This is a genomic window from Deinococcus malanensis (assembly GCF_014647655.1).
GTDB classification, from domain to species: domain Bacteria; phylum Deinococcota; class Deinococci; order Deinococcales; family Deinococcaceae; genus Deinococcus; species Deinococcus malanensis.
The window spans coordinates 18,155-33,478 of record NZ_BMPP01000010.1 but is presented as its reverse complement, the minus strand read 5'-3'; the positions used below and the strand labels follow the sequence as shown (position 1 = coordinate 33,478).

Sequence of the window (15,324 nt, the reverse complement as noted above, 5' to 3'; positions counted from 1 at the left end):
GCGCGTTTTGCTACCCTGGAACCACCATGACAGTGCAGGGCCAATGGCAGTTGACGGTGCTTGGTGAGCCCCGACTGGTGGCGCCAGATGGCCGCCAGGTGCGCTGCGAGGGCCGGACCCTGGCCATGCTGACCTATCTGGCGCTGGAAGGCCCTACGCCACGCTCGCGTCTGGCCGGCCTGCTGTGGCCGGATAACACTGAAGCGGTATCGCGCAACAACCTGGTGCAGCTGCTGCGCCGTTTTGCCCAGAGCTGCCGGGCAGAGCTGGTTCACGCGCAGGAACCGCTCGCGCTGGCCCCAACCGTGCAGGTGGACCTGGAGCCGTTGCTGGCACTGCCCCAGTCAGACCAGGCGGACGGAGACGTGCTGGACGGGACGCTGCTGCAGGGCGTGTCGCTGGATATTCCCGAGTTCGAGGAGTGGCTGGGTGCCGAACGCGAGCGCCTGGACGCCCTGCGCGTCCGCCGACTGGCCCAGGCCGCCCAGCACTGCGAGAATCAGGGTGAGTGGGCCGCAGCCACCCGACTTATCCAGCGCCTGTTACAGCTTGACCCGCTCTCCGAAGACGCCTGGCGCCGGTTGATGAGGCTGCACTACCTGAGCGGCGATCCTGCGGCGGCCCTCGCGGCCTACGGGCAGTGCGCCGAAGTTCTGCGCGCGGACCTACAGGTTGAGCCGCTGCCGGAAACGCAGGCCCTGGCCGCAGATATTGCGCGTGGTGGCGTGCTGCCTGCCGCCATGCCACCACGTCCGCTGGTGCCGGTCAGCGTGCTGCGGCCACCGGTGCTGGTTGGGCGTGAGGACGCCTGGAGGCGCATGGAAGAGGCCTGGGCGCAGGGTCAGCTGATCTTTGTCAGCGGTGAGCCGGGCATGGGCAAAACGCGTCTGATCGCCGATTTTGCCGCTTCCAAGGGGCGAGTGCTGGCGCTCGAGGGCAGGCCCGGAGACGACTTTGCTCCGTTTACCGCCACGGCCCGCAACATCCGCCGGATTCTCAGGGCCAATCCTGGCCTGGAGCTTGGCAGTACGGTGAGAGAGGTGTTGAGCCCGCTGGTGCCCGAACTGGGTGAGGCCCACGCGCCGCGTCCCCAGCTTGACGGGCGGCTGCTTGAGGCAGTCGGGCATGTCTTCGGGCTGGGCCTGCGTGACGTGGACGTACTGACGGTGGACGACATGCAGTACTGCGACCTCGCCACCATCGAGGCTGGCTTTCTGCTGTTCGGCTCTGCCTTTCCGCTGGGAGGAAGCAGCGGCATCCCCCACGTGATCTGCGCCCACCGCAGCGGCGAGATGACGCCCGACGGCGAGGCGTTCATCCGCCGTCAGGTGGCCGAGGGCAAAGCCGTTCTGATCGAGTTGCAGGCGCTGGACGAAGGCTTTGTGCGGCGCCTGGTCGACGAACTCGCCGTCCCGGATCTGGCTGCGCTTTCGCCGCGACTGGCTCAGTTCACAGGCGGCAACCCGCAGTTTCTGCTTGAAACGGTCCGGCACCTGATTGAAAAGGACGGCCTGCGCAGCGTGACCGGCCGTTTGCCCCTGCCTCCCAAGGTTGCCGAGGTGCTGACGCGCCGCCTGCAGGGCCTGTCCACTGGAGCCCTGCAGGCGGCGCGGGCTGCGGCTGTCCTGCAAAGCGACTATACCTTCGACCTCGTGGCCGAAGTGCTGGGCGCGCCACTGCTGACGGCCGCGGACGCCTGGGCCGAGCTTGAAGCCGCGCACATCATGCATGGAGACCGGTTCAGCCATGATCTTGTCTACGAGGCGGTCGCGGCCGGTATGCCGGCAGCTGTTGGGCGCCTGCTTCACCGCAGCGCCGCACGGGTACTCTCGGGGCACGGCGTACCGGCTGGTCGTGTGGCCCGTCACTGGCTCAGCGGTGGTGACCCGGCCCGTGCGGCGCCCCTGCTGCTGGAAGCGGCCGGTGAGGCTGCGGCAACCGGCCGGTTGCGTGAAGCGGACGACCTATACAGTCTGGCGGTCTCGGCATTGACGACCACTGGCGATCAGGAGGGCGTGCGTCAGGTCCAGATGCTGCGGGCGACTCTGAACATGACGCCCGCAGTGCTCCAGGGCGAGCCGCCGCTGCCTCCATCTGTCTGAGGCTTTACAGGTCGGCTCCCGGTCCGGGCCTGCGCCGGGCGATGAACCGCTCTTCCAGTCCGGCATAGGTCAGGCCGCCCAGGAGCCCAAGCACAGCAAAGGAAAGACTGGTGGTGATCAGGACCAGCACGCCACCTCCCAGCACACAGGTCAGAACCGACCAGAGGCGGTGGACCCGCCCGGCCAGGGCGGCCACGGGGGCCACCAGCACCCCGAACATCAGGGCCGCAGGCAGACCGAAGGCCAGCGCCAGGGCAAACACACCCACCCAGCCATACGGCGCGTCCCGCCAGGCCTGCGCTCCATCAATAACCAGCGACACCACGACCAGGACGGTGGCTGTCGTCAACGAAACCAGCACGGCAGCAAGCAGCGCCAGCCCTATACGGCGCAGGGCACTTGCCACGGCGCCTACAAGGGCTGCCCGGCCGCGGCCACCGGTCATCGCGGTCCACATGCCACACCTGTGGCGCCCGCTACGCGGTGCACCACTTTGCCACTCACGGTGTCCTTCACGATCAAGGCGTGGGCCCCGGGGGCGGGCGTGAAGTCATTTGCGCGGGTCAGGTCCTGTGGGCGGGGGTAGGCCACACTCAGGGCAACGTGCCGGGAATCGGCCAGCCAGCACGCGCTGTCCAGGACACTGAGCCTGCCTTTCCCCGCGTCCACCCTGACCAGCTCGCGCAGCTGCCTTGAGGCCGAGTCAGCGGTGTAGACCAGCGTCTGTACCTCCATATTGCTGACATGACGGGTCAGGACAATCAGCAGGCGCTTTCCGTCCGGTGACGGACGCACGTCCTGCACGATGCCCGAGAAGGTCCCGAGCCAGCCCAGGGCCCGCACCCTGACGTTCGTCACCTCCACCTCGAAAATGGCCGAGGTCGTGGAGCCGGCACTTCCCACGCCCCATCCGACATTCGAGGCGAAGTACACTCGGCGGCCGTCCGGCGTCACCCTGGGTATGGAGACCGTCCAGTTCATTTCGTTGGCCTGCGTGCGGGGGTCAAGCTGAGCCAGGAACTGGCTCAGGCCAGTCTGCGGCTGCGTTCTCAGCGCTGCCATCAGGGGACCGGTCTCACGCACACTGAAGAGCTCCGTGCCGGGCCGGGCACCTGGGCCGTAGAGCAGAACGCCGGGTTCGTCAGGTGAGCGCAGGGTGCCGGGCGCGGCGGTGACGTCGCCGTCCTGCGACGTGCTCTGGTACCCCGGTGTCTGGTTCGGAATAAAGCGTTTGCGGTGGACCAGGTCCCAGGCGACGGTGCCCGCGTCCGTGCCCGCAATCAGGTTGCGCCCGTCGCCCTCCCATGTCAGCCAGCGGGCACGCACCGTTTTCAGGGCAGAATCAGGCACCAGACGGTCCAGCGGCTGACTGACCGTGTAGGGCCGCTGGCTCAGAAACGGCCTCAGGGATGGAAGTTGCGCTGCCGGGGCGCCGGAGGTTGATGAAGCAGCCATGAACGCGACCGCTCCGCTGGTCGGTGACACGGCGAGCAGACGAGCACCAGCAGAGTCCGGAATCTGCCGGGCTCCCTTTCCGGGCTGGACCTCGACCCAGGCGGCACCAGCCCTGAGGTACGCCAGAGTGCCCAGTGGGGCGGCCTGCGCGCCGAAGGACATCAGCATGACGAATGCCAGCAGCCGGCACTTCACTGCAGCCTCCACGACACGCAAAAGGCATTTGGTCCAGCGCGACGAATGTACGTCCGGCGAACAGGTTGTCCCTCGGGCCGGTCACCGGGCGTCCTGACACGGCACCCGACCGGACCCCAGGACATCCAGCTTCGCAACTCCTGGGCCAGAAGGGGCAATGGAAGAAGGTCCAGTTCCGGGCACAGGTCGAGCACCACCCGCAGAAGGTCATTGAGTTGAGTCCCTTGTCGCCGCATAGCCGCGACGACCGCCGGGTCCCTGGCCACGAGCCGTGCCCGGTCACTCAGAACGTCGTAGGCATGGGCTGTGGCGCATGCTTCACGCCTGCCAGGACCTGCTGTGCTGGTCGCCATTGAAGTCATGGCTGCAGGGTAGAAAACCCAGGGTGATTGTAGGATGACACAGGACGTAGCCAGCAGCCTGGGGCCTTCCGCACGCTTCAGGGTCGCATGAACTCCATATACAGGTGGTCAAGGCAATCGTCGAGGCTCGTGAAGTAACGCCGCTCGCCGCTGGTGCCCTCACGAACCGACGCCCGCCAGACCTCAGCCTCAGAGGAACCCTCGCGCCAGATGCGCATGACGTATACACGCCCATCCGGCGCGGCGGTAATGTCCCTGCCGTCTACGTGGTCCATCCCTTCTCCTTTCATCGTCCTGGCCCTCGTCCGTTCATGGTGGTTCAACCTACCTAGACGCTGGTGGCAGGAGAATGACAGGTTGATCCCGCCAGCACTGCACGCCATGTGCCTCCGCTTGTGATGCGCTGTCGCAAGCCATGCGAATCCTCCACGCGGCTCCGGCTCCCCATCCCGGAGGAACGCCGCGACCTGACTTCGGACCTGCTGTCATCCCATGCCTTGACGCCCTTTCTACGGTAATCGGGCACCGGGATCCACAGCTCATGCGTGGTCGGTGCATCTCAAACTGGGGCCGTTCTTCCAAGAGCCAGGACCGGCCAGACGCCGATCCTGACCCTGTGTCCTGGTTCTGGGTTTTAGTCCTCTGGCCTGCCCCAGAACCTCCCGCCGACCCGCAAAGGAGCAAAGAATGCGCAGTTCCATCCTTCTGGCAACCCGATGGACCCTGATGGCCGCCAGCCTCGTGCTTGGAGGCTGTGGCACCCTGCCAGCCAGCCCGTCCAGCCCTGCGCCCGACCCGGCTGCGTCCCAGCTGGTCCTGACCACCGACACCCTGCTGCTAACGCGCCCGGGCGAGCAGACCACGGTGCGCGCACAGGCGTTCAACTTCAGCAACGAGCCGGTCACTGCCGCAGTCCGCTGGAGCAGTTCCAACCCCAACATTCCTGTGGACGCCCAGGGACGGGTGACCGCCAACGTACCCTCCGGGTCAACGGTGATTACGGCCGAGAGTGGTCCAGCGCGTGCCAGTGTCCTGGTCGCCGTGGCCCGGACACCTGAAGGGGCCGTGACCATCACGGACGAAAACCTTGCCGCCCCCATCACGCCTGCCGACGCGAATGCTTCTTTCGGGCTGGGGTTCCGCTATACCGTGCCGCTGAAAAATCCTCCGGCGATCAAACCCGGTCAGGTGCTGATCAACCGTGGGCGCACACCCGTCGCCGGACGCGTGGTGCAGGTGCAGGGTGACACCGTTACGCTGGAAGTCATTCCCCTGGACGAGGTGCTGCCTGACATCGACATCAAGGCGCAGCTTCCGGTGGCCATGACGCCCGACGCCCTGTCACAGGAGATGCGCAACGCATTTGACGTGACACATCTGCCCGGCGGCAGGGTCAAGTTCACACAGAAACAGAGCAGTGTTCTGCGCAGCGGCGGCCTGCGCACCCTGAAATCCGAATATAACCTGGGGCCGTTCCAGTGTGAATCGGACGGCGACGCGATTGCGATGGACCTCAGCAAGACCGAATTCATCCTGACGCCGGACCTCAAGGTAGACGTGGAGTGGACCAATGAGCGGCGCAAGGTCGTAGTGCGCGGACAGCCCACCGTCTCCATGGAGGTCAAGCCCACCGTGAGCGCCACCCTGACCGGAAAGATCGGATGCCGCCTGACGCTGGCCAGGCCGGTCGTTCCTCTGCCCGGCCCACTGGGGCTGTTTCTGGGGGCCTCGGTTCCCATTGGTGTGGGTCTGGAGTTCGAGGGCAAGCTGCCGGCCGTGGGGTTCGGCATCGAGACGAAGGCTGAGGTCGGCCTGAAGTACGCGCTCGGCATCGACTGCCGCCAGACATGCTCGAACGTGGCCGAGGCTGACCCCATTGCCAGCGGCAACATCACGCCGAAACTGCCGGAACTACCCACGGGGTTTGTGCCGGAAGTCAGCGGGTACTCGTTCCTGTTCGCCAAGCTGGAATTCGGTGCGCACGCCTCCGAACGCCTGCGGGTCGAATCGCTGGAGGCGCAGGGCGGCATGAAGCTAGAAACCAAACTGGCCACCGATGCGCATCAGGCTGAGCACAAGCCCGTGGCCGCGGAATACAGGCTGGTCTTCGAGGGCGTTCTGGGATCTGGGAAGGACTTCGAGGAATTCCTGGATATGGTCAAGGTCACCACCGCGAAGATTGAGATCAAGCCCAGAAAGGAACTGGCGTGGTCTCCAACCGGAACCGTCACGCTGGAGAACCCCAGCTACAAGAAAGGCGACGTGGTGATCTTCCGTCTGGCGCTGGACCCCAACAAAGTGAACTTCCCGCTTCTTCGCCAGAACATCAAGGGCTTCCGCATCTACCTGGGCGAGGGCTCGACCCCCAAGTGGCGCATGCTGACCGATTTTCCGGTGATTAGTAGCAACAGTCAGTACACCATTCACTGGACGGCAGACAAGGACAGCGTTCCGGGTCAGGAGTTCGTGATCTTCGCCGATACAGAGGCAGTCCCCCTGCCGGGCATCAAGATCGGGTACGCGGCGCTGCCGAACCCCACGAAAGGTTGGTCTGGGACCATCACGGTCACCGAAAGCCTGTCCAGAACTGGTCCGGCCGACGTCAGCCACCCAGACCGCGGCACCTACAAGAGCACGTTCAATCAGCGTGACGAGTACACCGTATCGGGCATTGAGGTGGAGTACGACAATGAGGTGCGCTTGCTGACCAAAGGCCTTCATGCCGTGCAAAGCACTTCTGAACTCCGTATGGATTACAGCGTCCTGTGCATCAAGTGGCCACCTTACGAGGAACGCAAGATCCATTACAAGGAAACTGACGACTACAGTGCGTTCGGCAACGTGCAGACCGCTGACAACCTGATCTACCTGCACCTGAAGCTTGACGGCACCTACAAGCTGACCAACCTGCATTACCGGGAAAAGGTCGGCACCGTCCCGGGCCAGGGCAACGACACCTTTTCCAGGCACGACGAATGCACGGGCCAGAAGAGCAACGACGCCGATTCCTACACCGACCGCATGAATGTGAGGCTGGACGGCTTTGACCTGACCGGTCAGGAGGACCTGAGCACCGGTGTGTTCACTGGTTCATTTACCGACGAGACCATCACCGACAGCAAGATATGGAAGCGCACCATCACCCACCTGCCCGAACCAGCACCGCTGCTTAACGCTTCCCTTCCGTTTCTCTCCCTCATGGCTTGGCCCCCGGCGACGGGGGACATTCTTTTTTAGAACGGCAGCCGGGAAAGGAGATAACCCGGCTTAATGACGCTCGCGTTCAATTCAGGGCGGCCCTCACTACGCTGAGCCGGAACGGAGGAACACATGACGGATGAACACACCAGAACCGATCAGCCCGCCTCGACCTTCCAGGACCAGCAGACAAGGACACCCGAGCAGTCCGCCCCAGATGTCGAGGAAGCCGTAGACGAAAGTGGAGCGAGCGCTGGTGGCGGCGCCCTGAGCGGGTCCGCCAGCCAACCGGGCCTGCATGGCGTGGAAGACGAACTGGCGGAAGCCGGGCAGCCCGCTCGCACACCCGCCCTCGATCCCGATGCTGACGGCGAACTGGCGGCCAGACTGGTCGACACAGACGGCGACGGAACTGCTGATGATGCCGTGGTCAATGCGCCGGAAGCTCCGTAACGCAGCTCCCCACACTGACGCCTCTATCCTGAGATCAGTTTCTATCCAGTTCCAGGGCTGCCGGCCCAGACCCGGGCCATGACCCTGTCCATCCGTCAGGTTTCCTGATTTCAGGAAGTGATGCCCTGAAGCCCTTCCAGGTCCGTTCCGGACGCACCCCAAAGGAGTTCCGTCATGCGTGAAGCAGTTATTGTCTCTACCGCCCGCACCCCTATCGGCAAAGCCTACCGGGGGGCCTTCAATGCCACCCCTTCTCCGACCCTTGCCGCCCACGCCATCCGGGCGGCGGTCGAGCGCTCTGGCGTGCAGCCGGCCGAAATCGACGACTGCGTCATCGGCGCGGCGCTGCAGCAGGGCGTGCAGACCACGATTGGCCGCAATGCGGCGCTGCGTGCCGGACTGGGGGTCGGTGTGGCCGGCATGTCGATTGACCGCCAGTGCGCCAGCGGTCTGATGTCGATTGCCACCGCTGCCAAGCAGATCATCGTGGACCGCATGGACGTGTGTGTCGCCGGGGGCGTCGAGTCGATCTCGCTGGTCCAGACTCCGGAAATGCGGGTGGGCCCGGACCCTGAACTGCTTTCCATGCACAACGGCGTCTATATGCCCATGATCGACACGGCTGAGGTGGTCGGCCAGCGTTACGGCGTCAGCCGGCAGCGCTGCGACGAGTATGCCCTGCGCTCGCAGCAGCGCACCGCCCAGGCACAGGCCGAGGGCCGGTTTGACGACGAGATCATTCCGGTCACGACCCGTATGGCCGTGCAGAACAAGGAAACTGGCGAAGTCACGATGAAGGACATCACAATCAGCCGGGATGAGGGCAACCGGCCCGATACCACACTCGAAGGGCTTCAGTCCCTCAAGCCGGTTCGCGGCCAGGAAAACCAGATCACTGCCGGCAATGCCAGCCAGCTGTCTGACGGCGCCGCAGCCTGCGTGGTCATGGAAGCCGGTCTTGCAGAGACCCGGGGCCTGAAGCCGCTGGGCCGGTACATGGGCATGGCCGTGGCAGGGACCGAACCTGACGAGATGGGCATCGGCCCGGTCTTCGCGGTGCCGAAACTGCTTGGCCGCTTCGGGCTCGCGGTTGACGATATCGGCCTGTGGGAACTGAACGAGGCTTTTGCTGTGCAGGTGCTGTACTGTCAGGACCGGCTGGAAATACCAGACGACCGGCTCAACGTGAACGGTGGCGCCATTTCCATCGGTCATCCGTATGGCATGAGCGGGGCCCGTCTGGTGGGCCACGCCCTGCTGGAAGGTAAGCGCCGGGGCGTTCAGTATGTCGTGGCCACCATGTGCGTCGGTGGTGGCATGGGCGCTGCCGGCCTGTTCGAAGTGCTGTAATTCGCGGCTGACAACACAGATCCGGCTGGCCATTCACTGCCAGCCGGATCTGCTTTGAACGCCGCATGAATGGCAGCACTCTTTCCACGCCGGACAACCTTGCCTTACACGAACCGGTCGATGACGGTCACGCCCCGTTCCAGGAACCGGTCCATGTTCACCAGTACGTCAATGGACTGCCCCAGTGTGACCCGCTGCCCAAGCAACTGCCCGGGTCGCAGGGTGCCCCGGCTGATCATGGCCAGCATCTCGGGGTAGGCATGGGCCTGCATACCATGGCTGCCGTACAGCTCCAGTTCACGCGCGATCACCCGGTCCATCGGAATGGCGGGCCGGCTCTGCTCGGCCAGCAGCAGGCCCACCTGCACGTGGCGCCCCCGCGTCCTGAGGTTCGCGATGGAGTTCACGCAGGTCTCCGGATGCCCCAGGGCGTCCAGAGACACGTGCACGCCCCCACCCGTCGAATCCCGGACCGCCCCGGCGACATCCGGGGTCAGGCGGCTGTTGATCAGGATGTCCGCTCCCAGCTGTCCGGCAAACCGGAGCTTCTCGTCGTCGATGTCCACCGCCACCACGCCGGCACCCAGGGCCTTGGCAATCATGATGGCCGACAGACCCACGCCGCCGCAGCCGTGGACCGCCACCCATTCGCCGGCCCGGACACGCCCCTGATGCACCACGGCCCGGAAGGAGGTGGCGAAGCGGCACCCGAGGCTGGCGGCCGTCACGAAATCCAGATCGTCTGGCAGGGCCACCAGGTTCTGCTCGGCATGGTGCAGGGCCACGTACTGAGCAAATGAGCCCCAGTGCGTGAAACCGGGCTGAAACTGGCGGTCGCACACCTGCTGGTTTCCGGACTGACATTCGTGGCAGCGCCCGCAGCCGGAGACGAACGGCACGGTGACGCGGTCGCCTGCAGTCCATTTGCGGATGTTCCTACCCACAGCGACCACAGTCCCCGCGAGTTCATGGCCAGGAACATGTGGCAGGGTGATGTCCGGGTCATGCCCCACCCACCCGTGCCAGTCGCTGCGGCACACGCCGGTGGCCTCCACCTGCACCACCACGCCATCTTCCGTGGGAACGGGATCCGGGACCGTGGTGAGCTCAGGGCGAACGTTGAACGCGTGAACCATGACGGCCTTCATGGAGCAACTGTAGCGGGCACCTGGACCCCGGACGTGGAAACGTAAACGGCGGGCAGGTGTGTGTCAGATTCTTTCCAACATCTACCTGCCCTTCTCCGCTGCTTTCTTCAGAACTTCCCGGCGGCAAACTCGGCCATCACCCGTGGCGCGCTGCTGTCGAAGCCCACTAAGTCGAGCATTCCCGCGTCCGCCGGGTCAGCGATGGTAAAGCGCGTCGCCGTCATTCCGACCACGATCAGCCGCGCCCCGATCCCCATCTTCTGCCGGTACTGCTGCAGGGCCACCGCGGGATGAACCGCTCCCGCCCAGGTCTCGTTGTCGGTATAGACCACGAACACGTCGGCTTCGACCTTGTTGCGGGCCGCCCACAGCATCGGCAGGGCGCAGTCGGTGCCGCCCATCGGGACCGCTCGCATGGCGCCGACCGCGTCGTCCAGGCGCGTCCGTGCCGAGAAGGTCAGGGGTGTCAGGCCCGGCTCTCCCCCGCCCCACTGTCCGCCGTAGCCGCCCACGGCGGCCGAGAAGGCGAGCGCGGTGTATTGGGGCTCGGTCCGCGCGGTGACCAGGCTCATCGCCGCCGCCCCCAGACGCGGGGTCAGACCCGGTACCCCAGCGATCAGACCCGCGTCCATGGAACCCGACACATCCAGGCCCAGCACGAAGCGCTTGCCAGCCGGTTCCACGGCACCGAAGGCCAGCAGGAAGGCCCGGTCCAGCGCGTCCACGATCTGCGGCACCACCGCCCACTGGCCGCTGCCGCGCACGCCACGGCCCTCGCGGTAGACCAGCAGTGCCTTGAGCACGTCGATCGGGTGGATGCGGCCCCGGCGCAGCGCCTGTTCGTTCGTCACGCGGTCCACCACCCCGGTGATCACGTCCCAGTTGCCGGGCACCAGCAGGCCCACACGCGCCAGGTTGCCGAGGTTGCGCAGGGTCCACGTGACGCCGTTGGTCTCCAGGGCCATCCGGTAGACCTCCGCTCCGCGAACATGGGTCGGCACGGCCTCGATCGGCAGGCGGTACTCCCGCATCAGCCCCGCAGCGTCCCCGTCGCTGGTCGCCTTCAAGGCCAGCACGTGGCCCTGGAGCAGCCGCAGTGCCTCGCCGGTGGCCTCGCCTTCGGCCAGCACCCCATCCACCATGAATTTGAACACGGCGTTGCGGTCGGCCTCATCGGTCTTCGGGTGGGCCAGACGCAGCGCGTCGGCATGCGTCCAGCCGTCACGGGCCTTGTACTTCACGGCCCACAGGGCCAGCTTCTCGACCGGCGTGCTCAGGTAGATGCTGGCGACCCCTGCGCGGGTCAGGCGCCCCCAGCCCCCGAAGGTCTGCAGGAAAGCCAGAAAGTGAAACAGGTGCGTGCCGGTGCGGGCCACCAGCGGCAGCGCGTTCCAGGCGGCCTTCCGGGCCTCCAGGTCACCGAGCTTGGCCACGGCGGCCAGGGCGACCAGCGCCGGATCGGCCTTGGGAGCACGGTTGCGCTGCGCCACGTCGAGAATCAGCTCGACGGCCCGCACGCCGTGTTCACGGACGAACCGGATCACGAACTCGGTTTCCAGCTTCGTTTGCGTCCCCTCGGAGGCATAGAAGGTTCCGCCTTCCGTACCCAGAATCAGGAAGCGCACAAAACGCGTCTCGTCGCTCACCTCGAATGCGTAGCCGCCGGCGTTGTTGCGCAGCTGATCGGTGCGGCCAGGAAGCGGCTGACGCTGATGAACGTGCGCAGGCGAAAGGGTCTTCAGGTAGTTCTTCATATGACGGCCCTCCTTTGGTGGGCGAGGTTGCCGAGCGGACGTAACCGCAAGCAGCTGCAATCGAGAGGTGGCGAGGAGTCGAGGGCTGAGAGCCTTCGTGCAGCGGCCTGGAAGACAAAAGGGGCCGAAGGGCCCTGCCCGCCAGGTCGGGCGACCACCCCGTAAGGCTAGGAACGGGTGGGATTTGAACCCACGAGCTCGAACGAGCGAATGATCCGGTAACCCTCGGACAGTCGGCCGGAAAGGGCAAGTGGTTGCCAAGGGAAGCCGTGCATGGACGGCGTCATTTGCGTTTGACCATCTCCGCCACCGTTCCCAGGTGGTGTGCTGCCGCAGTGCGGCGGTGGTGGGGCGGGCTGGACTCGAACCAGCGACCCGGCCATCCAAAGTGGTAACCCTCAAGCTTCGGCCCATCAGGCAAGGGATGCCGAGGGAGTTTTCCTGCTCTACCAACTGAGCTACCGCCCCACGTTTAAATGCGCCCGGTGAGATTCGAACCTCAAATCGACTCCGGTTGAACCGTTCCAACGGAACGGGAAACCCGAACAGAGTGAGCAGGAAGAAACCGGGCTCCGGGCGTGGAGTGCATAGGTCGGTGCACTTCTGACCTGTGCACGGAACAGACGGAATCCGCCTTACACTGCCGCGGTTCTAAGCCGCGTTCCTCTGCCAAGTTGGGATACAGGCGCGTAAAGCAGGTTGAAGGACTTGCACCTCCATTTCCGGTGTGGCACACCGGCGTCTTGCTGTTGGACGAAACCTGCAGGAGAAGGGTCAGCCAGCACCGCTCAGGTGTAGCCAGGGTGGCTGCTTTGATATGCTGATCTGCAAACTGAGTGTGAAAGAACGCTGGACAAGGAATGCTCACGGGCTGGCCTGACGGCCGGAGGATTCGAACCTCTGACGTCCCGGGTGCGGGATGTCATTACCAATGTCGAGAACCGTGAGCGAGCGGCCCAGCGCAGGAATGTGAGGCCAACGGGCAAGGGACGTTCAGGATCGGCGCCGCCTCTGCGGAGGGATTCGAACCCTCATCGTCCTCGGGGGACGCTCCTGCGCCATTGCCGGTGAGATAATCCTGAAACTTCGGCCCGAAGGCACAAGAGGCGAATGGATCCGTGGAAGTGGCGGCCTCGAAGGGAATTGAACCCTCATCTCCCGGGAGACAGCCGGGTGTCCTGGCCATTGAACGACAAGGCCTTGAAAAAGCTCAGGGCAAGGGGCGACTGACGTGCCGTGAAGGCTCGATGGACAGTCGAGGTAACCGTCAGTCTTCGGCCCGGAGCGGATGGTGGGCAGAGGAGGACTTGCACCTCCGCGGGGATGAACCGCACGATTTACAGTCGTGTGCCTTCGCTGCTCGGCCACCTGCCCATGGGGTGAATGCTGGGAATCGAACCCGAGATCTCCGCGTCCACAATGCGGCGCCGTTGCCTTTGAACGACAATCACCATAAGAAGCCCGGCGAGCTTTCAGGCATGCCGGGCTGATGCTGGCGCTACCGTCAGGAATCTCGTGTGTTCGAGGGTATGTGGCCTGGGTAAGCCCGGGCACCGTCGTGACAACCGCCGAAGTGCAGGCTGAGCCTGAAAGGCCCGTTTGCCTGGAATCCGGTATGTCGCATCTGGTTGGTCACGTCAATCACCTCCCCAGGAGTGTACCGGCCGCTCCAGGAGGCAGCATCCGGGAAACGGCTTAACCTGCGAGTAGGCCAATCAGGCAGAGAGTACGGCGTAGAAGAAGCGGGCGCCTTCAGGGCCCTGCACAGTCCGGGATCAGGTTGCAGCCGGGAAGCCGGAGGTCACGTGTACCGGGCGCCCGATAACCACTGCGCAGGTGCCAGCAGTGCCCGACATCTTCGACGGCAGCCCTCCGGGACATGTACCCTCCAGAGCATGCTGGCCTCCGTGCGGTTCCATCTGCGGCGCTTGCGACTGTTCCTGAAAGGCTATGGGCGGTCGCTGCTGAAGCTCTTTTTTGGGCTTCTCTTCCCGTTCCTGGCCTTTATCGCTATTGCCGCAGACGTCTATGAGCACGACCCTTTCACGTTCGAAAAGCCGCTGATGCTGGCCATCCATGCCTACAGCACCGAACCTCTGAACCGACTGGCTGCCGGACTTTCCGAGTTCGGGAACACACCCGGCATGTTGCCGGTTACCCTTCTCCTGGCCGGCTGCCTGTATGTCCTGCAACCCAGAGCAACGTACTTTCTGCTGCTTGCGCTGGCGGGCTCGGTGGTGTTCCATGCCGTGCTCAAAAAGGTGTTTGACCGTCCCCGGCCGACCTACTGGACACCGATCGCGCCGGAGGCGGATTTCTCGTTTCCCAGTGGGCATGCCATGTTTGCCACCTCACTTGCTCTGGCGATGATCCTGCTGAGCTGGCCGACCCGCTGGCGCCCGCTGATGCTGGGCCTGGGCGTCATTTATGTCCTGACCATGATGTGGTCACGTGTGTACAGTGGCGTGCATTACCCGACCGATGTGGTGGCGGGAGCCCTGGTGGGTCTGGTCTGGGTAGGCATGCTTGACCGCCTGCTTCAAGGTCACCGGTTGCTGAAGCGCACCCAGCCGATTGCTGCTGACTCGCCCTTACCTTTGGATAAGCCCTGACAGCCCAATGTCCAGAACTGGACCGCGAATGCTGCGGCCCTACCGTGGAATTCCAGGATGAAAGCAGCGTCCAGCACATCCCCGCAACTGAGCCTTGACCACAAAAGGAATTCCGTGCCCGGGCTGAGGCGAGGGCAATGCTCCGGGTCTCCCAGGAGGAGTACAGTTGAGAGGAGCCACAGGCTCTCGATAAGGAGGTCGTATGAGGCATCGTCACCTCGCCGGACTCGTTTTTGCCGCAGGCATTGCACTGGGCAGCCATGCTGTCGCCCAGAGCAGCAACGCGAGCAACATGGGCACCTGTTCCCGCGCTTTCGCGCAGGTGGGCGCCCGGCCCCTGTTCAACGACATCATGCGCGGGATCGCCACCATGAATGGAGTGCCTATGGGCGCTGTCGTTTCCTACCTGGCCCACGGAGACGGCAATTGCCGGGACTGAGCAGGTCCTGAACAGCTGCATTTTCAGTGGGTTAAGCAGGTGGGATTGAATACGTGTTCTGGGGACATCAGCGTCCTGGCAGTGAATCAGTTGCGCGCATCAGGCAAAAGCGAAACGTCCGCCTTTCGGCGGACTTTCTTTGTGACGTGCCCAAAGGGGTTCGAACCCGTGGCCATCTGATCCGTAGGTGCAAGCTCCCTGAAGTCCCTGGTGTCCGTTGAAGCCCCCGGATACCGTAAACTCCGTCTTAAAGTCC

At 64.5% G+C, this 15,324-nt stretch carries 12 protein-coding genes and 5 tRNA genes; 6 read left to right on the top strand and 11 right to left on the bottom strand.

Going from position 1 to position 15,324, the window contains the following annotated elements; translation table 11 throughout:
* The first annotated feature begins 26 nt into the window (after positions 1 to 26).
* On the top strand, positions 27 to 2,102 hold the full coding sequence (locus tag IEY49_RS12425; RefSeq protein ID WP_189009060.1) for an ATP-binding protein: 2,076 nt from the start codon (positions 27 to 29) through the stop codon (positions 2,100 to 2,102).
* A gap of 4 nt (positions 2,103 to 2,106) precedes the next feature.
* On the opposite strand, the gene IEY49_RS12420 is transcribed toward IEY49_RS12425, so the two are convergent.
* The 4 genes from IEY49_RS12420 to IEY49_RS12405 form a co-directional block, all read right to left on the bottom strand.
* Positions 2,107 to 2,547, bottom strand: coding sequence for a hypothetical protein (locus tag IEY49_RS12420; protein ID WP_189009057.1), 441 nt, complete (start codon positions 2,545 to 2,547; stop codon positions 2,107 to 2,109).
* On the bottom strand, positions 2,544 to 3,752 hold the full coding sequence (locus IEY49_RS12415) for a TolB-like translocation protein (protein ID WP_189009054.1): 1,209 nt from the start codon (positions 3,750 to 3,752) through the stop codon (positions 2,544 to 2,546). Before IEY49_RS12415 ends, IEY49_RS12420 begins: the two co-directional genes overlap by 4 nt.
* A complete protein-coding gene (locus IEY49_RS12410) occupies positions 3,749 to 4,114 on the bottom strand; it encodes a hypothetical protein (RefSeq protein WP_189009050.1) in 366 nt (121 codons plus the stop codon). Before IEY49_RS12410 ends, IEY49_RS12415 begins: the two co-directional genes overlap by 4 nt.
* A 77-nt stretch (positions 4,115 to 4,191) precedes the next feature.
* On the bottom strand, positions 4,192 to 4,389 hold the full coding sequence (locus IEY49_RS12405) for a hypothetical protein (RefSeq protein ID WP_189009047.1): 198 nt from the start codon (positions 4,387 to 4,389) through the stop codon (positions 4,192 to 4,194).
* Positions 4,390 to 4,801: 412 nt separating this feature from the next.
* Here IEY49_RS12405 and IEY49_RS12400 point away from each other — a divergent pair, with 412 nt between their 5' ends.
* The 3 genes from IEY49_RS12400 (at position 4,802) to IEY49_RS12390 (ending at position 9,115) form a co-directional block, all read left to right on the top strand.
* Complete coding sequence (locus IEY49_RS12400; RefSeq protein ID WP_189009044.1) at positions 4,802 to 7,351, top strand: Ig-like domain-containing protein; 2,550 nt, start codon at positions 4,802 to 4,804, stop codon at positions 7,349 to 7,351.
* A 93-nt stretch (positions 7,352 to 7,444) separates the two neighbouring features.
* Positions 7,445 to 7,765, top strand: coding sequence for a hypothetical protein (locus IEY49_RS12395; protein ID WP_189009041.1), 321 nt, complete (start codon positions 7,445 to 7,447; stop codon positions 7,763 to 7,765).
* Positions 7,766 to 7,939: 174 nt separating this feature from the next.
* Positions 7,940 to 9,115, top strand: coding sequence for an acetyl-CoA C-acyltransferase (locus IEY49_RS12390; protein ID WP_189009038.1), 1,176 nt, complete (start codon positions 7,940 to 7,942; stop codon positions 9,113 to 9,115).
* Positions 9,116 to 9,219: 104 nt separating this feature from the next.
* Here the strand turns inward: IEY49_RS12390 and IEY49_RS12385 are convergent, their stop codons facing one another.
* The 7 genes from IEY49_RS12385 to IEY49_RS12355 form a co-directional block, all read right to left on the bottom strand.
* Positions 9,220 to 10,263, bottom strand: a complete 1,044-nt coding sequence (locus IEY49_RS12385; RefSeq protein WP_189009035.1) for a zinc-dependent alcohol dehydrogenase family protein — start codon at positions 10,261 to 10,263, stop codon at positions 9,220 to 9,222.
* A 107-nt stretch (positions 10,264 to 10,370) separates the two neighbouring features.
* A complete protein-coding gene (rsr, locus tag IEY49_RS12380; protein ID WP_189009032.1) occupies positions 10,371 to 12,017 on the bottom strand; it encodes an RNA-binding protein Rsr in 1,647 nt (548 codons plus the stop codon).
* Positions 12,018 to 12,186: 169 nt separating this feature from the next.
* Positions 12,187 to 12,333, bottom strand: a tRNA-OTHER gene (locus IEY49_RS12375).
* Positions 12,334 to 12,361: 28 nt separating this feature from the next.
* Positions 12,362 to 12,485: transfer RNA gene (locus IEY49_RS12370), tRNA-OTHER, on the bottom strand.
* 225 nt (positions 12,486 to 12,710) lie between these two features.
* Positions 12,711 to 12,781, bottom strand: a tRNA-Gly gene (locus IEY49_RS12365).
* A gap of 361 nt (positions 12,782 to 13,142) precedes the next feature.
* A tRNA-Asp gene (locus tag IEY49_RS12360) sits at positions 13,143 to 13,217 on the bottom strand.
* Between the two features lie 89 nt (positions 13,218 to 13,306).
* A tRNA-Tyr gene (locus tag IEY49_RS12355) sits at positions 13,307 to 13,391 on the bottom strand.
* Between the two features lie 521 nt (positions 13,392 to 13,912).
* Between IEY49_RS12355 and IEY49_RS12350 the strand changes: the two genes are divergently transcribed.
* Together IEY49_RS12350 and IEY49_RS12345 are read left to right on the top strand one after the other, a co-directional pair.
* The gene (locus IEY49_RS12350; protein WP_189009029.1) at positions 13,913 to 14,629 is read left to right on the top strand and encodes a phosphatase PAP2 family protein; all 717 of its coding nucleotides are present in this window, start codon (positions 13,913 to 13,915) and stop codon (positions 14,627 to 14,629) included.
* Positions 14,630 to 14,831: 202 nt separating this feature from the next.
* Positions 14,832 to 15,068, top strand: coding sequence for a hypothetical protein (locus IEY49_RS12345; RefSeq protein ID WP_189009026.1), 237 nt, complete (start codon positions 14,832 to 14,834; stop codon positions 15,066 to 15,068).
* Positions 15,069 to 15,324: the final 256 nt, after the last annotated feature.